This window comes from Salinarchaeum chitinilyticum (genome assembly GCF_055390775.1).
The window spans coordinates 968,917-987,007 of record NZ_AP043888.1 but is presented as its reverse complement, the minus strand read 5'-3'; the positions used below and the strand labels follow the sequence as shown (position 1 = coordinate 987,007).

At 68.8% G+C, this 18,091-nt stretch carries 15 protein-coding genes; 12 read left to right on the top strand and 3 right to left on the bottom strand.

Annotated features, from left to right (window positions below; genetic code table 11):
* Nucleotides 1–175: 175 nt before the first annotated feature.
* From thsB to ACZ5KP_RS04855, 5 genes are all read left to right on the top strand, one after another.
* The gene (thsB, locus tag ACZ5KP_RS04875) at nucleotides 176–1,831 is read left to right on the top strand and encodes a thermosome subunit beta (protein ID WP_460921126.1); all 1,656 of its coding nucleotides are present in this window, start codon (nucleotides 176–178) and stop codon (nucleotides 1,829–1,831) included.
* A 310-nt stretch (nucleotides 1,832–2,141) separates the two neighbouring features.
* Nucleotides 2,142–2,591, top strand: a complete 450-nt coding sequence (locus ACZ5KP_RS04870) for a universal stress protein (RefSeq protein ID WP_460920507.1) — start codon at nucleotides 2,142–2,144, stop codon at nucleotides 2,589–2,591.
* 101 nt (nucleotides 2,592–2,692) lie between these two features.
* On the top strand, nucleotides 2,693–3,571 hold the full coding sequence (locus ACZ5KP_RS04865) for an NAD-dependent epimerase/dehydratase family protein (protein ID WP_460920504.1): 879 nt from the start codon (nucleotides 2,693–2,695) through the stop codon (nucleotides 3,569–3,571).
* Between the two features lie 256 nt (nucleotides 3,572–3,827).
* Nucleotides 3,828–5,006: an ATP-NAD kinase family protein gene (locus ACZ5KP_RS04860; protein WP_460920501.1), complete on the top strand. Its 1,179-nt coding sequence runs from the start codon at nucleotides 3,828–3,830 to the stop codon at nucleotides 5,004–5,006.
* Between the two features lie 215 nt (nucleotides 5,007–5,221).
* The gene (locus ACZ5KP_RS04855; RefSeq protein WP_460920498.1) at nucleotides 5,222–6,253 is read left to right on the top strand and encodes a PhoU domain-containing protein; all 1,032 of its coding nucleotides are present in this window, start codon (nucleotides 5,222–5,224) and stop codon (nucleotides 6,251–6,253) included.
* Nucleotides 6,254–6,660: 407 nt separating this feature from the next.
* Here the strand turns inward: ACZ5KP_RS04855 and ACZ5KP_RS04850 are convergent, their stop codons facing one another.
* Both ACZ5KP_RS04850 and ACZ5KP_RS04845 read right to left on the bottom strand, forming a co-directional pair.
* Nucleotides 6,661–7,050, bottom strand: coding sequence for a TlpA family protein disulfide reductase (locus ACZ5KP_RS04850; protein ID WP_460920495.1), 390 nt, complete (start codon nucleotides 7,048–7,050; stop codon nucleotides 6,661–6,663).
* A gap of 102 nt (nucleotides 7,051–7,152) precedes the next feature.
* Nucleotides 7,153–7,593, bottom strand: a complete 441-nt coding sequence (locus ACZ5KP_RS04845) for a universal stress protein (protein WP_460920492.1) — start codon at nucleotides 7,591–7,593, stop codon at nucleotides 7,153–7,155.
* Nucleotides 7,594–7,754: 161 nt separating this feature from the next.
* On the opposite strand from ACZ5KP_RS04845, the gene ACZ5KP_RS04840 reads away from it, so the two are divergent.
* From ACZ5KP_RS04840 to ACZ5KP_RS04830, 3 genes are all read left to right on the top strand, one after another.
* A complete protein-coding gene (locus tag ACZ5KP_RS04840; protein ID WP_460920489.1) occupies nucleotides 7,755–8,657 on the top strand; it encodes a PLP-dependent cysteine synthase family protein in 903 nt (300 codons plus the stop codon).
* Nucleotides 8,658–8,950: 293 nt separating this feature from the next.
* Nucleotides 8,951–10,396, top strand: a complete 1,446-nt coding sequence (locus ACZ5KP_RS04835) for a PAS domain S-box protein (protein WP_460921124.1) — start codon at nucleotides 8,951–8,953, stop codon at nucleotides 10,394–10,396.
* A gap of 215 nt (nucleotides 10,397–10,611) precedes the next feature.
* Complete coding sequence (locus tag ACZ5KP_RS04830) at nucleotides 10,612–11,598, top strand: NAD-dependent epimerase/dehydratase family protein (protein ID WP_460920486.1); 987 nt, start codon at nucleotides 10,612–10,614, stop codon at nucleotides 11,596–11,598.
* Between the two features lie 133 nt (nucleotides 11,599–11,731).
* Here the strand turns inward: ACZ5KP_RS04830 and ACZ5KP_RS04825 are convergent, their stop codons facing one another.
* Entirely contained in the window at nucleotides 11,732–12,040 is a 309-nt protein-coding gene (locus ACZ5KP_RS04825) for an amphi-Trp domain-containing protein (protein WP_460920484.1), read from the bottom strand.
* Between the two features lie 113 nt (nucleotides 12,041–12,153).
* On the opposite strand from ACZ5KP_RS04825, the gene ACZ5KP_RS04820 reads away from it, so the two are divergent.
* The 4 genes from ACZ5KP_RS04820 to ACZ5KP_RS04805 all read left to right on the top strand — a co-directional run bounded on the left by ACZ5KP_RS04820 (nucleotide 12,154) and on the right by ACZ5KP_RS04805 (nucleotide 18,033).
* Nucleotides 12,154–13,239: a lysylphosphatidylglycerol synthase transmembrane domain-containing protein gene (locus ACZ5KP_RS04820; RefSeq protein ID WP_460920481.1), complete on the top strand. Its 1,086-nt coding sequence runs from the start codon at nucleotides 12,154–12,156 to the stop codon at nucleotides 13,237–13,239.
* A gap of 7 nt (nucleotides 13,240–13,246) precedes the next feature.
* On the top strand, nucleotides 13,247–14,521 hold the full coding sequence (locus tag ACZ5KP_RS04815) for an alpha-1 4-glucan-protein synthase (protein WP_460920478.1): 1,275 nt from the start codon (nucleotides 13,247–13,249) through the stop codon (nucleotides 14,519–14,521).
* Nucleotides 14,522–14,592: 71 nt separating this feature from the next.
* Nucleotides 14,593–15,765, top strand: a complete 1,173-nt coding sequence (locus tag ACZ5KP_RS04810; protein WP_460920475.1) for an extracellular solute-binding protein — start codon at nucleotides 14,593–14,595, stop codon at nucleotides 15,763–15,765.
* Between the two features lie 24 nt (nucleotides 15,766–15,789).
* Nucleotides 15,790–18,033 carry a DUF7846 domain-containing protein gene (locus tag ACZ5KP_RS04805; RefSeq protein WP_460920472.1) on the top strand — a complete coding sequence of 748 codons (2,244 nt, stop codon included), beginning with the start codon at nucleotides 15,790–15,792 and terminating at the stop codon, nucleotides 18,031–18,033.
* Nucleotides 18,034–18,091 lie beyond the last annotated feature (58 nt).

The following is an 18,091-nucleotide window of genomic DNA, read 5'->3' as shown; positions in this document are numbered from 1 at the left end:
GGACGGATCCGTGACCGTGTGAGTCCTCACCACGAACCCGATACCGGAAGCACACCGCTCCTTGCATGCGATTGAACGCGGCGTAGTGACGATCGTCGTTGGCTCCCGAGCCGGCGACGTTCGTCACATTTATATAGAAGCACTACCTCACTTTCGCCTGTCTATGAGTCAGCGAATGCAACAGGGACAGCCGATGATCGTGATGTCGGAGGACTCCCAGCGCGTCAAGGACGAGGACGCGCAGAACTACAACATCTCCGCGGCCCAGGGCGTCGCGGAGGCCGTTCGTTCCACACTCGGGCCGAAGGGGATGGACAAGATGCTCGTCTCCTCGATGGGCGACGTCACCGTCACCAACGACGGCGTCACCATCCTGCAGGAGATGGACATCGACAACCCCACCGCCGAGATGATCGTCGAGGTCGCCGAGACTCAGGAGGACGAGGCCGGCGACGGCACGACGACCGCCGTCGCAATCGCCGGTGAGCTCCTCCAGTCCGCGGAGGACCTCCTCGAGCAGGACATCCACCCGACGGCGATCATCAAAGGGTTCCACCTCGCCAGCGAGCGCGCCCGCGAGGAGATCGACGACGTCGCACAGGAAGTCGATCCCGACGACGAGGAGCTCCTGCGCTCCGTCGCCGAGACCTCGATGACCGGCAAGGGCGCCGAGCTCAACAAGGAGCACCTCGCGAACCTCATCGTCCAGGCCGTCCGGGCCGTCACCGTCGAGACCGACGACGGCGAGAACGTCGTCGACCTCGAGTTCCTCAAGACCGAGACCCAGACCGGCGCGGCCGCCGACGAGTCCGCGCTTCTGGAGGGCGCCATCGTCGACAAGGACCCCGTCCACGACAACATGCCGACGGCCGTCGAGGACGCGAACGTCCTCCTGCTCGACTCCGCACTCGAGGTCGAGGAGACCGACGTCGACACCTCCGTCAACGTCTCCGACCCCGACAAGCTCCAGCAGTTCCTCGACCGCGAGGAGGAGCAGCTCAAGGAGATGGTCGACCAGATCGCCGACACCGGCGCGGACGTCGTGCTCTGTCAGAAGGGGATCGACGACCTCGCCCAGCACTACCTCGCCAAGAAGGGCATCCTCGCGGTCCGCCGCGTGAAGAAGTCCGACATGGAGTTCCTGCGCGAGGTGCTCGGCGCCTCCATCGTCTCGGACCTCGACGACGCCACTGCTGACTCCCTCGGCCACGGCGACGTCGTCCGCGACGAGCAGGACGAGGCCTTCCACGTCACCGGCAGCGGTGACTCCCACGGCGTCACGCTCCTGCTGCGTGGCTCCACGGATCACGTCGTCGACGAGCTCGAGCGCGGCGTCTCCGACGCTCTCGAGGTCGTCGCCCAGACCGTCTCCGACGGGCGCGTGCTCGCCGGCGGTGGCGCGACCGAGGTCGAGGTCGCCCGACGCCTGCGCGACTACGCCGACTCCGTCTCCGGTCGCGAGCAGCTCGCCGTCGAGGCGTTCGCCGATAGCCTCGAACTCGTCCCGCGCGTGCTCGCAGAGAACTCCGGGCTCGACCCGATCGACACGCTCGTCGACCTCCGGGCGGCCCACGACGACGGCGACGTCCGCGCCGGCCTGAACGTCTTCTCCGGCGACGTCGTCGACACGTTCGACGCCGGCGTCGCGGAGCCGGCCCACGCCAAGCAGCAGGCAGTCTCTGCTGCCACCGAGTCCGCGAACCTCGTGCTGAAGATCGACGACATCATCTCCGCCGGCGACCTCTCGACGGAAGGCGAAGAGGACGAAGGCGGTCCCGGCGGCGGCATGGGCGGTATGGGCGGCATGGGTGGCATGGGCGGCGCAATGTAGGACCTTTTTGAAGGAGGGGTTTCCTCGCGCGCCAAGCGCGCTGTGGGAACCCCTCCTTCAAAAATCTCCACCGCGAGAGCGAAGCTCTCGTGAGCCCTTGCTCGCAACGCTCGCAAGGACACCAAAAAAAAAGCGCGATCGACCTCCGCAACGCGGTCGATCGCGTGAACCGCCGCGCGGAGCGCGGCGGATGCTTGCCGGCACCGCATCCGTTCGACCGATTGCTGCGATCGACTGCAGTTCTCTCGTCTTCGCTGCTACTCCCGACACCTCCAGAACCGTCTTTTCCGTTCACGTGCTAGGAGTTCACATGCATTTCGCCGTCTGCGTCGACGAGTCCGACCAGAGCGATCGAGCACTCGCACACGCCGAGCGACTGGCGACGGCGACGAACGGCTCGCTGACAGCCGTCCACGCCGTCGATCCCGAGGTCTACCAGCGAGCCGGCGCGGGGCCGATCGGGGATCGATCAAGCGGCGAGCAGTCCCTCGTGATCGAGGCCGTCGAGGACGCCGAGGCCCGCGGCGAAGCGATCCTGGCGGACGCGAGGGAGGCGGTGTCGATCGAGCTCGAGGACGTGTTGCTCTACGGCGATCCGGTCGAGGCGATCCCGGAGTTCGTCGAGGATCGCGGCGACGTCGACGGCGTGATCGTCGGCCACCGGACGGTCAGCGACCGCCACCGGCAGGTGCTGGGGAGCGTCGCGCAGGGGCTCGTCGAACTGTCGCCGCGTCCCGTGACCGTCGTTCGCGAGGACTGACGCCGGAATCGCATCGCCGCGCCGGCTGCCGAGCTGCACGTGATCCGGCAATCGGCTGCAGGGCCCACCAGCTATATCCCCGGGCTGGCTGATTCCCGGGTATGGCAGTCGAACGGGTCGCCGTCACCGGCGGCAACGGGACCATCGGCGAGGCGATCCTCGCCGAGCTCGCCGACCACGGCTACGAGACCGTCAACGTCGCCCGGGGGAAGCGACGCGAGGCCGTCGCCGACGAGTTCCAGTCGATCGACCTCCTCGACGCCGGAGCGGTCTACGGCTCGCTCGCGCGCACGGACGTGGACGCCGTGATTCACATGGGGACGATCCCGAGCCCCTCGCGTCACCCCGGCCACGAGACCTATCGGAGCAACGTCCAGACGGCCTACCACGTCCTCGAGGCCGCGGAGACGCTCGGGATCGATCGCGTCGTGCTTCCCTCGAGTGTCAACGTCATGGGCGCAGCGTTCCAGGGGGCGCCGATCGAGGTCGACTATCTCCCGGTCGACGAGGCCCACCCGCTCACGCCGCGGGACCCCTACGCCGTCGCCAAGCACGCGATGGAGGTCACCGCCGACGGCGTGGCGCGACGACCGGACGGCCCCACGATCGCCTCGCTGCGCTACCCCTGGGTCGCCGACGGCGAGACGCTGCGGGACGCCTTCGAAGAATGGCCGACCGATCCGGCAGCGATGAGTGGCGAGCGCTCCAGCACGACGCGGGACGTCCTGTTCACCTACCTCCATCTCGAGGACGCCGCGTCGATCGCGCGTCGTGCGATCGAGGCCGACATCGAGGGGCACGAGCGGTTCTGGGCCGTCGCGGACGACACCTGCGTTCGAACAGACAGCGAGCGGCTCGTCGAGGCGTTCTTCGACGACGCGGAGCGACGCGAACCGATCGCTGGCACGGAGCCGCTCGTCACCACTGAGAAGGCCGAGCGGCTGCTGGACTGGACGCCGGACTGGAGCTGGCGCGACTGAGCCAGCGATCCCGAGCCGAGGTCGGATCCCGGGCCGGCGCGCTACCGGTAGAACGCGAGCAGCCAGAGCAGCGTGACGACGATCGAGAGGCCGAGCACGACGAGCGCGGTCTCGGTCGTCGGCAAGTCGGCTGCGAGTGGGAGCGTCGAGGTCATACGTCGGGATTCTGCCGGCCGGGGCCTAAGGATTGCGGATGGCCCAGTCGGGACGGGCGGACTCCGCACGTGCTATGAGGCGTGGTCGCCAACGGCGGCGTATGCGCATCGGCCTCGTCGTCAACCCCGTCGCCGGCATGGGCGGCCGTGTCGGCCTCAAGGGCACCGACGGGAAGGTCGAGGAGGCGAGGGAGCGCGGCGCTGCCCCGCGAGCGCCGGACCGCGCCGCGGAAGCGATGGCGGCGTTCGCGGAGCGCGCGCCCGACGCGACGGTCCTCGCGGGACCGGGCGCGATGGGCGCGGACGCTGCCACTGCCGCGGGGTTCGAGCCCGAACTCGTCGGCGCCGTCGATCCCGAACGAACGCGCGATCCGGCGACTACGACGGCTGCGGACACGCGAGCGGTCGTCGCCGATCTCGCCGACAGCGACGTCGATCTCGTCCTGTTCGTCGGCGGCGACGGTACGGCGGTCGACGTGGCCGCGGCGCTCGACGACGTGGACGGCGAATCGGACGCTCGCGACACGCCGATGCTCGGTGTGCCCGCTGGGGTGAAGGTCTACTCCTCGGTCTTCGCGGTGACGCCGCGGGAGGCCGGTCGGATCGCCGCCGAGTTCGACCGCGTCGAGAACCGCGAGATCAACGACATCGACGAGGACGTCTACCGCGAGGGGTCGGTCGAGACTGAGCTCCGGGCAGTCCGCCCGGTTCCCGTCGCGGAGGGCGTCCAGGCGAGCAAACAGCTCGGCGGCGGGAGCGTCGAGGGGCTCGTCGAGGGGTTCCTCGCGGACCTCCAGCCGGGCGGGATCTACGTCTTCGGTCCAGGGAGCACCGTCGGTGCGATCGAAGACGCGCTGGGCATCGACGGGTCACCGCTGGGCGTCGACGTCTGGCAGGCCTCGCCGACGTTCGCGGAGCCACCGAGCACAGCGTCGCCGCCGGACGGCGAGTTACTCGTCCGGGATGGCTCGGCCGACGAGATACGTGCAGCAACGGGGGCCGTGGACGACGACTCGGCGGCGACGGACGGCGATCCCGCCGTCGTCGTGGTCGTCTCGCCGATCGGCGGCCAGGGGTTCCTCTTCGGGCGTGGGAATCAGCAGATCGCGCCGGACGTGATCCGCGCCGCGGAACTGGCCGTCGTCGGCTCGCGCCGGAAGCTCGACGGCGTCGGCACCTTGCGCGTCGACACGGACGACGACTCCCTCGACGAGGAACTCCAGGGCTGGCGGAAGGTCCGCGTAGGGCGCGTCGAGCACCGGCTGTTGCCGGTCGAGTGATTCGACGGCCCGGAACTGTCGCTGGATGGGTGCGTTCGGATCCGACGCTGAGCGCACCGCGACCGTCGCCCTTTCTGCCTCGATCGGACGCGATCGGCCCCGCAGCCGTGGAACTCGCCACCGGCGCCGGATCCCACACAATCGTATTAACACTCTCCAAAGCAATACTACACGTATAGTCAGGACTAAGGTCTCCTTGCACGTACCTCCCTCACATGGAAACGAGGAAAGTACAGCGACTGGGGCCGTCGACGCTCGCCATGACGCTGCCGGCGGAGTGGGCCGGCGAACACGACGTCGAAAAGGGCGACGAGGTCTCGCTACGGACCAGCGGCAAGGGGACGCTGACCGTGCTGCCGGAGTCCGCCAGCGGCGAGGAGTCCGAGGCGATCGTCCACGCCGACGACCTCGACGCCGGCGCCGTCGAGCGAGCGATCGTCGCCCAGTACGTGCTCGGCCGGCGAGTCATTCGCGTCGAACAGACCGAGGGCGCGCTCGACAGCGAGACGATCAACGCGGTCTACCAGGCCGAGACCCAGCTGATGGGGCTCGGCGTCATCGAGGAGACGCCCGAATCGATCGCGATCCGCTGCTCGGTGGATCCCGAGGACTTCACGCTCGACAACCTCCTCGAGCGACTCGAATCGACGGGCTCGACGATGCGCGGCGAGGCCGTCAAGGCCCTCGCCCGCGGGAACCCAGACCTCGCGGAGCGCGCGCTCAACCGAGAGCGCCAGGCGAACAAGATCTTCGTCCTCCTGCTCCGCCTGATCTTCACCGCCTACCAGAACCCCAACCTCGCGCGGGCCGTCGACCTCGACACCGGCTTCCCGCTCATCGGCTACCGCTCGATCGCGAAGAACCTCGAGCTCACTGCCGACAACGCCGAGGACATCGCCGAGATCGTGCTCGAGGCCGACGACAACACCCTCGAACTCGACGACTCCGAGATGCGCCGCATCCGCGAGTTCACCGACCAGGTCGACGAAATCACCGAGCTCTCGGTCAAGGCCGCCGTCGATCGGGATTACGATCTCACGATCGCGGTCCGCGAGCAGTTCCACGAGCTCCGCGACCGCGAGGGCGAGATCCTCGCCGACCTCCCGGAGATGGACAACGAGGCCCTCCTGCAGGTCCGGGAAGTGCTCGTGAGCCTCGCCCAGACGGCCGAGTACGCGATGCGGAACGCCGAGATCGCCGCGAACCTGGCGCTCAACGAGGAGAGCGAGCACACGACGATCAACTAGCACCTTTTTTCTCGTCGGGTTTCCTCGAGCCTCCGGCTCTGCGGGAACCCTCCTCGAAAAAATCTGCACCGCGAGAGCGAAGCTCTCGCGAGCCCTGACTCGCTGCGCTCGTCAGGACACCAAAAAAGACCGCACCTCGCTCCGCTCGGTGCGGTGAACCGCTCGCTCTCTTCGATCACTCGCGGATGCTCGGTACGACGGTCCACGTCCTCCCCAACCGATTCCGTTGCTCGCTCCTCCGTCGCTGTGCTACTCATCCCTCGCGTGCTGGCTGGCGGCTGCTCGCCCGCTTCGGGGCTCGCAGCCGCGCCAGCACGCGCCATTGCAGTCGTGTCGGTCCGATACTCAGCACGATCGACCGACCAGAACGTTCGAAAAGAAGCAGCTAATTCGACGAATCCGCGGCCTCAGGCGACCTGCTCGGACTCCCGCAGTCGGTCCGCCAGCCAGATCGCCGCGGGGACGTCCTCGCTCTCGACGAAGCGGGCGAGCTCCTCCCCGTCGCGTTCGATCACGATCGTCGGGATGTACTCGATGCCGTAGGCCTCGACCTGTGGGCCGACCTTGGTCCCGTCGTCTTCCTTCTCGACGGGATAATGCTCGATGGCGTCCTCGGGGACGCCCGCGGCCTCGAGCGCCGCGGCGAAGTCCGGCAGGGCCGCGCGGCAGTCCTTGCACCAGTCGCCGCCCCACACTTTCACCGTGATCTCGTCGGCGATCGCTTCGAAGGTGTCGACGGTCTCCTCGTGGGCGTCGGCGCTCCAGGTGGGCGTGGGCTGCATCGTGTCGAGACTCATTGCTGGTCGTTGGCGGCTGCGCCGCTTAACGCTGTCTCAACTGGCGGAACCTGCCGCTCGCGGTGACCGAGTCACGTCGAGCCGATTCGCTGGCTCCCGCGATCACTCCTCGGCTGCTTCCTCGTCGTAGCGCACGGTGAGCACCGGCACGTCGGAGGTGCGGACCACCTTCTCGGTGACGCTCCCCAGGAGATAGCGCTGGAGCCCCGTGCGGCCGTGGGTGCCCATCACGACGAGATCGACGCCCGCCTCGTTGGCGTACTCGACGATCGACGTGTGGGGCTCGCCGTGGCGCTGCTCGGTTGTCAGTCGGACGCCGGCGGCCTCGACGCGCTCCGCGATCCGGTCGAACGTCTCCTCGCCGTGTTGCTCCATGGCCTCGATGGCGGTCGCGTGGCCCGGCCCGGCCTCGGCGTAGGCAGCGGAGACGACGTGGAGGACGTGCAGTTCGGCGTCGTACTGAGCTGCGATGTCCAGCGCGTGGTCCAGGGCGGCGTCGGCGCTCTCGCTACCGTCCGTCGGGAGGAGGATCCGTTCGTACATGTACGGGCACTTCACGCCCGGGGCCCAAAGGTCATGGGACCGAATCGCCCGGACCGGCCGCGGGCAGCTCAGACCCCGCACCGGGATACCGGGACTCCACGACCCCAGCCAGCGCTGCCACTGTCGATACCCGTAAGGGCCCGTCCCCGCTACCCTGGTCCATGTACGGGAGCGTCCTGGAGACCCTGGGCTCGCCGCTCGTCGAGATCGAGAGCCCGGAGGGAGCGACGGTCGCGGCGAAGCTCGAGGCTGCGAACCCTGGGGGCTCCGCGAAGGACCGCCCCGCGCTCGGGATGATCCGGGCCGCGGAGGCGGCCGGCGACCTGGAGCCCGGCGACCGGCTGGTCGAGCCCACGAGCGGCAACACCGGGATCGGGCTCGCGCTGGTCGCCGCCGCGCGAGGCTACGAGCTGTCGATCGTGATGCCCGCTTCGAAGTCCGAAGAGCGCCGACAGCTGATGCGCGCCTACGGCGCGGACGTCGAGCTGGTCGAGGGCGACATCGCCGACGCCCGGGAGCGCGCCGCGGCGATCGCGGAGGACGGCGCGGTCCTGCTGGAGCAGTTCCGCAACCCCGCGAACCCCGACGCCCACTACGAGACGACGGGACCCGAGATCCTCGACCAGGTCGACGATCGGGAGATCGACGCGTTCGTCGCCGGCGTCGGCACGGGCGGCACGATCACCGGCGTCGGCCGCCGGCTGCGCGAGGCGTTCCCCGAGGTCGAGGTCGTCGCCGTCGAACCCGAGGGTAACGCCGTGCTCACGACCGGCGAGGCCGGCGAAGACGCGTTCCAGGGAATGGGTCCGGGGTTCGTCAGCGAGAACCTCGATCGCGACCTCCTCGACGACGTGATCGTCGTCTCGCTCGACGACGCCGAGGCGGAGTGTCGCCGTCTCGCTCGCGAGGAGGGCGTCCTCGCCGGCCAGTCCTCCGGCGCGGCGAGTCTCGCCGCGAAGCAGGTCGCCGAGCGGCTCGTTGTGGCGGATGGCGACGAGCCACTCGTCGTCACCGTCTTCCCCGACAGCGGCGAGCGCTACCTCTCCGCTGGCGTGTTCGACTAGACTGGCCTGGATCGGCCAGCGTACGAACTGTGGGTACTCCCACGTTCGGCTGGACCGCTCTCGTTTTGCTGAATCTCCCCTCTCTCCCCTCTCTTTTCTCTCATGCTCTCTCATTCAGCATATCGCTCCAGTCCAGTTGGATCGATCGCGTTCGGAGCGCCCCGTTGCGCTCGCGTTCGTTCATCGTGGTACTCGTCTTTCGACTGCCCGCCCGCTCCCGAATCACGCCGAGCGCCGCGCAAGGAACGGGCAGTACAGTTATGTCGTTCAATTTGCAACTTCGATGAGTGCACATGGGCCCCGACGAGTTCACGCGGCTGTTCCACCAGCTCGCGGACAGTACCCCGGACGTCATCTACATGTTCACGGCGGACTGGGACGACGTCGTCTTTCTCAACGGAGCGTACGAAGAGATCTGGGGCCAGTCCGCCGAGGCCGTCCAGGCCGACCCACAGGACTTCCTCGACGGGATCTATCCGGACCATCGCGAGAAGGTCCGAGACGCGATGGATCGGATCTCCGCCGGCGAGCCCGTCGATATCGAGTACCGCGTCAACGAGGCAGCGGACTACGGACGCTGGGTGTGGGCCCGTGGCGAGCCCCTCACCGACGACCAGGGGCAGGTGCAGTACGTCGGCGGATTCGTCCGCGACGTCACCGAGCGCAAACGCCGCGAGCAGAAGCTCGAACGGGCACGCGAGCGACTCCGTCAGGTAATCGACCTCGTGCCGGACCTCGTCTTCGCGAAGAACGCCGACGGCGAGTACATCCTCGCGAACGAGACCGTCGCAGAGCTGTACGGGATCTCCGTCGAGGAGGTCGTGGGGAGCAAGGACTACGAGCTCCTCTTCTCCGACGAGCAGGCCAGCCAGTTCCGCGAGGACGACCTGGAGGTCATCGAGTCCGGCGAGTCGAAGTTCATCCCCGAAGAAGAGCTCACCGACGCCGACGGCGAGACGCACGTCCTCCAGACGCGCAAGATCCCCTACGACGTCGCCGGGACCGACGAGCAAGCCGTGCTGGGGTACGCCCGCGACGTGACCGACCTGAAAGAGTACGAGTGGGAGCTGGAAGCCCAGCGCGACCACCTCGAGCTGTTGAACGAGGTCGTCCGCCACGACATCCGGAACGACATGCAGATGGTCAGCGGCCGGGCGGAGCTCCTCGACGAGCACGTCGACGAAGCGGGACGGGAGCACCTCGCCGCGCTCGAACGGGCTGCGACGGAGGCCATCGACCGTACCAAGACCGCGCGTGACCTCACCCGGACGATGCTCCGCAGCGAGGAGGCCACCGAACCCGTCGCGCTCGAGCGCGTCGTCACGACCCAGGTCGACGCGATGCGCTCGCGCTACCCCGGCGCCGACGTCGATATCGAGCGACCGCTCCCCGCCGTCGACGTCCTCGCCGACGAGCTGCTCGACTCGGTCCTCGACAACCTGCTCAAGAACGCGATTATCCACAACGACTCGCCGGAGCCCACGGTCACCGTCAGCGTCGAGCACGAGGGCGACACCGCGGTGCTTCGCGTAGCCGACGACGGCGACGGGATCCCCGAGGATCGCCGTGAGGAAATCTTCGCGAAAGGGGAGAAAGGACTGGAGAGCCCCGGCACCGGGCTCGGCCTCCACCTCGTCGGCACGATCGTCGACCAGTACGGCGGCGACGTGCGGGTAACCGACCGCGAGCCGAAGGGAAGCGTCTTCGCCGTCGAACTCCCCGTCGCTCCCGATTCCTGAGGCGGACGAATCGATGGTGACGGTACTCTCTCACGAGCAGTGCTTCGAATGAGGACGGTTGCACCACCGCAATGGTGTGTACGCAGGGAAGTCTGCATCCCGATGAAATCGATGCGTGCAACGGCGCCCCCCACGGCCCGTTGGCTGCCGATCGATCGCCCAGCCGGCGGCCACGACCCGGAATCGTTTTCCGGCGAGTCCACGACGCTCCGCGCATGTCCGATTCCGACGCGAACGCGACGGTGCCAGACGGCGGTGCCGTCGCCTTCCCCGATGGCGACGCGGTCGTCAGCGGCGGCGCGGGCTTCCTGGGCTCACACCTTGCCGGGCGCCTGCTCGCCGACGGCGCCGACGTCACCGTGCTCGACGACCTCCGTGGCGGCCGCCGGGAGTGGGTCCCCGCGGACGCCGAGCTGGTCGAGGTCGACCTCGCCGATCCGGCGGCGCTCGACGGCGGCGCGCTGACCGACGCAGTGCCCGACGGCGCAGACGTCTACCACCTCGCCGCGGACAAGTACGTGGACAACGACAGCCCGATCGAACAGTACGCGAGGAACACGCGGATGACCCAGCAGGTCGTCGAGGCCGCGGAGGCCGTCGACGCCGAGCGGTTCGTCTTCACCTCCTCCTCGACGGTCTACGGCGAGGCGCCCCGGCCCACGCCCGAGGACTACGCGCCCCTGGAGCCCATCAGCGCGTACGGCGCGGGCAAGCTCGCCGACGAGGGCCTTCTCTCATCGCGTGCCCACGCGGGCGAGTTCGACGTCTGGACGTTCCGGTTCGCGAACGTCGTCGGCCCACGGCTGCGCGGTGCGGTGGTGCCCGATTTCATCGAGAAGCTCCGGGAGGACCCCACGGAGCTCGAGATTCTCGGCGACGGTCGCCAGGAGAAGTCCTACCTCACGGTCGACGACTGTCTCGACGGCATGGCCCACGCGATCGCGCGTGCGGACGATCCGGTCAACACGTTCAACCTCGGTACGCGGACGACGACGTCCGTCGATCGGATCGCATCGATCGTCGCCGAGGAGCTCGGCGTCGACCCCGAGTACAGCTACACCGGCGGCAGGCGTGGCTGGAAGGGCGACGTGCCGAAGATGTGCCTCTCGATCGAGAAGCTGAGCGCGCTCGGCTGGGAGCCCGCGAACTCCAGCGACGAGGCGATCCGGTGGGCGACCCGGCAGCTCATCGAGGAGCTGTAACCGACCGACGGTTCGCCGGGTCGGCGTGAGCGCTGCCGTTCATTCACTGCCGCTCCCCAGCGCTCACTTGTTGCCGTCCGCTTACCGCCGCTCACTCGCAGTCGTCCACGTAGCGTCGCTTACTTGCCGCCGCTCACTCGACGGCGGATGACTCGACCGCGGGCGCTTGCTCGTCCGTGCGTCCGGGAAGCTCCAGTTCGATCTCCAGCTCCGGCTCGCCGACGCCCTCGAAGTCGATCTCGAGCTCGACGGGCGAGCCGAAGGCGAAGGGGAGCACCCACTCGTCGGTCGAGAGTTCGAGTTCGTCGCCCGCCTGGAGCTGCTCGCCGAGCGCCACGAGGAACCGGCCTGCCTCCGCGGCGTCGAGGCGGTACGCCTGCTCGAACTCCCGGCCCGTTCTGATCGTCGTTCGCTCGTCTTCGGTCGGATCGGTGTCGGTCATGGTCGGAGCCCTCGGTCTGACGAAGCGGGGCGACGGCCGAAAGGGGAGCGATTCCGGCTGACGGTCGACTGGTTTTAGGTGGGCTTAACTTTCTCGGACAGCGAGTCGCCACCATGCCAGCCGCGTCAGCGACCGGCTCCGGGGACGAACAGCCCCGGCCTTCCCGTCGCTGGCTGCCGATCGTCGGGACGATCGCGTTGCTCTCACTCGGCGGGTTCATCGCGGCTCGGACCATCGACCTTGGCGAGGCGATCGACGCGATCCGTGCTGCCGACCCGATCCTCCTCGCCGCCGCGATCGCCGTCTACACCGCCTCCTGGCCGCTCCGCGGCCGGCGCTACGGCGACGTCCTCACGCCGATGGACCGCCGGCTCCGCACCGACTTTCTCACGAGCGCCGTCCTCCTCAGCCAGACCGCGAACCTCGCGATCCCGGCACGGGGCGGCGACGCCGTGCGCGCAGTGGTTCTGAAACGGCGCCGCGCCGTCGACTACGCCACGGGCGTCGCCTCACTCGCCGTCGAACGGGTCTTCGACCTCGCCGCGATCGGCGCGCTCGGCGGGGTCGCGCTCGTCTGGTTCGTCCTCGCAGGTGACGCAGCGCCGGTGTTCGACGGACTGCGATCGCTCGACCTGCCAGTCGGGCTGTTCGCGGGAGCCGCCTTCGGAGTCGCCGTCGCGTTCGTCGTCGGCGTCGCGGTCGCTTCCCGCTCCAGGATCGACCCGCTCGCCCTGCTGCCGGATCGCCTGCGGAGCGGCGTCCACACCGCGACCGCCAACCTCGCCGTCCTCGCCCGTCGTCCCCGCGCCGTCGCGGCCGTTGGCACCGGGAGCCTCGCGATCTGGGCGCTCGACGCGCTGACGGCGATCCTCGTGCTCGCGGCGGTCGCGGAGCCCGGCGTCCTCCCGCTGCTCGCGGTCGGCACGCTCGCGACGTGTGCGGGCAACCTCGCGAAGGTGCTGCCACTGACCCAGGGCGGTGTCGGCCTCTACGAAGGCGCGTTCGCCGCGACGGTCGTCGCGCTCTCGCCGGTCGCGGCCCCGGTCGCGCTCGCCGCCGCGGTGCTCGACCACGCGCTGAAGAACGGGATCACGCTCGCTGGCGGTGCGCTCGCTGGCCTCGTTCTCTCCCGGTTCTCGACGGCCGAATCCGGGGAGCCGGACCGAACCGGCAATCTTTTAGGGTTGCCTAAAAAATAGCCGGGCAATGCAACGGGACGTCTGCGTGATCGTACCGACGATCCGCGAGTACGAGTGCGTCGAGGCCTACGCCGAGAACGCACGCGAGCACGGTTTCGACACGGACAGACTTCACGTCGTCCTCGTCACCGAGGACTTCTGTGACACCGAGGAGATGCAGGCGATGCTCGACGACCTCGGGCTCTCCGGCGAGGTGTTCGACGGCACCGCCCGCGAGGCGTGGTTCGAAGAGCAGGACGCCGCGGAGTACAGCGACCTGATCCCCGAGGCGAGCCACGCACAGACGAGCTTCGGCCTGCTCTACATGTGGGCGAACCCCCAGTTCGAGTACGGCGTGTTCATCGACGACGACACGCTCCCCCACGCGGAGTGGGATTTCTTCGGCCAGCACCTCCAGAACCTCGCCTTCGAGGGCGAGATCGAGTCGGTCTCCTCCGACGAGCAGTGGGTGAACGTCCTCTACCAGAACGCCGGCGAGCACGGCCTCTACCCCCGTGGCTACCCCTACGCCGCGATGGACGAGGAAATCGAGACGACCACCACCGAGGTGGACACGATCGTCGCCTCGCAGGGCCTCTGGACGAACGTCCCCGACCTCGACGCCGTCCGGATCCTGATGGACGGCGACCTCGAGGGCCAGGCACAGACCCGCACCGACTTCGCGGACTTCGACCGGGACTTCGTCGCCGCCGAGGGCAACTACACCACCGTCTGCTCGATGAACCTCGCCTTCCGCCGCGAGGTCATCCCGGCGTTCTACCAGCTGCCGATGGACGACAACGAGTGGGAGGTCGGCCGCTTCGACGACATCTGGAGCGGCGTCTTCCTCAAACGGGCCTGCGACCTGCTCGGCGCGCAGATCTACAACGGCGAGCCGCTCTGTGAACACAACAAGGCCCCGCGCTCGACCTTCGACGACCTCCACAACGAGGTCGCCGGCCTCGAACTCAACGAGCACGTCTGGGAGCTGGTCGATTCGGTGGAGCCCGACACGGTGCCCGACGGCGTCGCCGCCGCTGGCCTCACCGCGGACGGCACCGACGACGACCCGGACGCCGTCGAGCGCGAAACGCCGGCGGCCTCGGGCGACGTTCCGACGCCCCAGGCGTTCGCGGCCGTCTTCCAGGCGATGGGCGAGGCGCTCGCGACGGGCGAGTACGACCAGTACCGCAACGGCGCCTTCCTGAACGAGGTCGGCGAGTCCATGCTGGAGTGGCTGGACTGCCTCGACCGCATCGAGCCCGCCGGCCCGGAGCCCGTACCGGCGGCCGCTGACGACTAACCCCTCCACACGATCCGAACCGATTGCCCCGAATCGACGACCACATCCCCAACCCGATTCACCATCCACACATGACCCGGACTCCACGCGACGACGCCTCCGACGAGACCTCTCGTACCGACGGACCAAACGCCACTCCACGCACCGGCCGACGTACGTTCCTCGCCACGTCCGCAGCGATCGGCGCTGCGGGCCTCTCTGGCTGTATCGACGTCTTCGGCGGCGACGACGATAGCTCCGAGCCGTTCAACTGGATCGGCTCCGGTCCCGGACAGAGTCTCGGACAGGACGGGACGCCGATGGCGGAGATGCCCGACCTCGAGGGCGAACTCACGATCTACTCGGGCCGCCACGAGTTCCTCGTCGACGCGCTCGTCGACTCGATCGACTCGCGATACGACGACTTCACTCCGAACGTCCGGTACGGCGAGGGCTCCCAGGCGATGGTCAACCAGATCATCACGGAGGGCTCCGGAACGCAGGCTGACGTGTTCTACTCGGTCAACGCCGGCGCGCTCGTCTCGCTGGCCGAGGCCGGCCGCACCCGGGCGCTCTCCTCGGATCTGCGCGATCTCGTCAGCCCCGAGTTCAGCACCGAGAACTGGATCGGCACGTCCGGCCGCGTCCGGACGGTCCCCTACAACACCAACGAGTACGACGAGTCCGACATCCCCGATGACATCATGGCGATCCCGACGGCGCTCGACGCCGACTTCGGCTGGTCGCCGGTCTACGGCTCCTGCCAGGCGTTCGTCACCGCGATGCGGATCCTCGAGGGCGACGAGGCGACGCGCCAGTGGCTCCAGGAGCTCCTCGACGCCGGCGTCACGTCCTATCCCAACGAGCAGGCGGTGAACCAGGCGATCGCCGACGGCGAGATCGACGTCGGCTTCACCAATCACTACTACATCCAGCGGGTGCTCGCCGGCGATCCCGACGCGCCGATCGCGACGGCGTTCACCGCCGGTGACGCGGGCGCGACGTTCAACGTCGCCGGCGCCGCCGTCACGGACCAGGCCGACGACGCCGAGCTCGCGGAGAACTTCGTCCGCCACCTGCTCTCTGCAGAGGCCCAGGCCTACTTCGCCGTCGAGACTCAGGAGTATCCGCTCGCGCCGGGCGTCGATCCGGTCGGCGACCTCCCGCCGATCGACGAGCTGAACGTTCCGGACGTCGATCTCGCCGAACTCGGTGACGTCGAGGGGACGATCGAACTGATGGAAGACGTGGGCGTGGACATCTAAAGCGTCAGCCACGCCGATTCTCTCGTGTCCGCCGACCGCACGCGCTCGCCGTTCGCCCGACTGGACCCCCGCCGACAGCCGATCGAACACCTCCTCGCGGGCGCCATCGCAGTGCTCTCGGGGATCCTCGTCTTCGCGATCGCCACCGAGCTGTTTCCCCACCACTCGGCGAACCACGACGAGGGCGTCTACCTCCAGCAGGCGGCCATGCTGCTCGAGGGTCGGCTCGAACTCCACGCTGGCCCGATCGCCGACGCCGTTCGCCCGTGGTTCTTCGTCCAGGACGGTAGCCGACTCTATCCGAAGTACCAGCCCTACCCTGCGGCCCTGTTCGCGATTCCGATGGGGCTGTTCGGGATGCCACGGCTCGCCCTGGCCGCCGTCGCTGCCGGAAACGTCGCGCTGGTCTACGTCCTCGGGGCCCAGGCGTTCGATCGACGGATCGGCGTCGTCGCCGCTGCGGCTTTCGCGACGGCACCGATGACGCTGCTGACGACGTCGGTGTTCCTGCCCTACGCGCCGACGACGCTGCTCACGCTCGCCTTCGCGGTCTGCTATCTCCGCGCCTCCCGCCGCCGGAGCCTCGCCTTCGGGGCACTCGCCGGGCTCGCGATCGGCCTCGCGTTCTTCGCGAGACCGTACACCGCCGTCCTGTTCGCGGCGCCGTTCATCGCACACGCCTGCTGGCAGCTCGTCGGCGTCGCCCGGCGCATCGATCTCCGAACGCTCCCCGATCGGGACGAGGCGCTCCCCGAGCCGCTCGTTCGTCACGGGGCCACCGCAGCGATCGGGCTCGCGTTCGTCGGCGTCGCCCTCGCCTACAACGTCGTCGTCACCGGCGCAGCCCTGGAGTTCCCCTACGCCGCCTTCGCTCCCCAGGACGGCCCTGGCTTCGGCCATCGCGAGATCGCTGGCCACGGGATCCAGTACACCCCCGAGCTCGCGCTCCACGCGAACGGCCACGTGCTCTGGGCGCTGTTCACTCGCTGGGGGCCGGCGGGACCGATCGGGACGGTGCTCGCCGCCGTCGGCATCGGGTTCGCGGCGCGGGGCTGGCGGCGTCGATCCGGGGCGTCCGAGGCGGCCGATCGATCCGACAACCGCGGGTTCGATGCGACCGCGCGGGCGCTTCTCGCAGGACTCTTCGTCACCGTCGCCGCTGGCAACGTCGCCTTCTGGGGGAACAACAACGTGCTCGGCGACTTCGACGACCCGGCAGACGGCCTGCTCGGGCTATTCGGTCCGTTCTACCACTTCGACCTGCTCGCGCCGCTGTCGATCTTCGGGGCGGCTGGCCTCCTCGGCACGTGGCGATGGATCGGCGAGTGGAGCCCCGACGAAACGACCGCTGCCGGCCCACAGTCAGGGGACTCCGCATCGTCGAGCCTGCTTCGGTCGATCCCGGCGTCGGCCGGGACGGTACGCGCGCTCGGCCTCGCCGGGCTCCTGGTCCTCGCTGCCATCGGCGGGGGCGCCAGTGCAGCGTTCGTCCAGCCGCCGGTCGATCGCCACGCCGACCACACCGAGTACCTCGAGACTGCCTACGAACCCTTCGAGGACCAGGCGTTCGACGACGCCGTCGTGTTCGTCCCGCGACCGTACGGCGACTGGCTCAACCATCCGTTCCAGTCCCTCCGGAACGACGGCGGGCTCGACGGCGACGTGGTCTACGCGCTGGATCGTCACACCGCCAGCGACTTCGCGGTGCTCGACGCCACGTCGGGCCGCACCCCGTATCGGTACACGTACCGCGGCGAGTGGAACCCGGGCGGCGAGCCGGTCGATCCGATGCTCCAGCCGCTCGAGGTTCGGTCCGCCGAGCGGTTCGCCGGCGAGACCGTGCTCGGGGTCCCCGACCGCGTCGATCACGCGGCCGTTCGCCTCGAAACTGACCCCGGCGAGTACGCGGCCTACGGCGTCGACGATCCGAACGGCTCGATCGCCGTTCCGTGGTCGCTGACCGCATCGGGGGCGAGACTCGAGGGGACGAACGGGTCCGTGGCCGGTGGCGGAGAGCGGCTCCCGATCGACGAGCACGAGGAGATCGTCCTGCGCGTTCGCCTCGTCGCGACGGACGGCTCGTCGATGACCTACCGGCAGGAGATCGACGTCAGGCAATCCGATGGGGCCGTCGACGTCATCTGGCCGTCCGAACGCAAGGTCTGTCTGCTCGCGGCCAATTGCGGGCTCGAGGGAACGTACGTACCAGGTCTGTCCGGCGAGTACGTCGACGGCACGTCCTTCGAGACGCGGTTGCGAGCGGAGTGATCTACGGTCTGGCTTTCGTGGTAGCGACGCGGCAGGCGAACGAAGCCGACCAGCTAAC

Bases quoted from the DNA above. Each gene is read 5' to 3' on its own strand.
- thsB (WP_460921126.1), top strand. From the start codon at position 176: ATGCAACAGGGACAGCCGATGATCGTGATGTCGGAGGACTCCCAGCGC.
- ACZ5KP_RS04870 (WP_460920507.1), top strand. From the start codon at position 2,142: ATGCATTTCGCCGTCTGCGTCGACGAGTCCGACCAGAGCGATCGAGCA.
- ACZ5KP_RS04865 (WP_460920504.1), top strand. From the start codon at position 2,693: ATGGCAGTCGAACGGGTCGCCGTCACCGGCGGCAACGGGACCATCGGC.
- ACZ5KP_RS04860 (WP_460920501.1), top strand. From the start codon at position 3,828: ATGCGCATCGGCCTCGTCGTCAACCCCGTCGCCGGCATGGGCGGCCGT.
- ACZ5KP_RS04855 (WP_460920498.1), top strand. From the start codon at position 5,222: ATGGAAACGAGGAAAGTACAGCGACTGGGGCCGTCGACGCTCGCCATG.
- ACZ5KP_RS04850 (WP_460920495.1), bottom strand. From the start codon at position 7,050: ATGAGTCTCGACACGATGCAGCCCACGCCCACCTGGAGCGCCGACGCC.
- ACZ5KP_RS04845 (WP_460920492.1), bottom strand. From the start codon at position 7,593: ATGTACGAACGGATCCTCCTCCCGACGGACGGTAGCGAGAGCGCCGAC.
- ACZ5KP_RS04840 (WP_460920489.1), top strand. From the start codon at position 7,755: ATGTACGGGAGCGTCCTGGAGACCCTGGGCTCGCCGCTCGTCGAGATC.
- ACZ5KP_RS04835 (WP_460921124.1), top strand. From the start codon at position 8,951: ATGGGCCCCGACGAGTTCACGCGGCTGTTCCACCAGCTCGCGGACAGT.
- ACZ5KP_RS04830 (WP_460920486.1), top strand. From the start codon at position 10,612: ATGTCCGATTCCGACGCGAACGCGACGGTGCCAGACGGCGGTGCCGTC.
- ACZ5KP_RS04825 (WP_460920484.1), bottom strand. From the start codon at position 12,040: ATGACCGACACCGATCCGACCGAAGACGAGCGAACGACGATCAGAACG.
- ACZ5KP_RS04820 (WP_460920481.1), top strand. From the start codon at position 12,154: ATGCCAGCCGCGTCAGCGACCGGCTCCGGGGACGAACAGCCCCGGCCT.
- ACZ5KP_RS04815 (WP_460920478.1), top strand. From the start codon at position 13,247: ATGCAACGGGACGTCTGCGTGATCGTACCGACGATCCGCGAGTACGAG.
- ACZ5KP_RS04810 (WP_460920475.1), top strand. From the start codon at position 14,593: ATGACCCGGACTCCACGCGACGACGCCTCCGACGAGACCTCTCGTACC.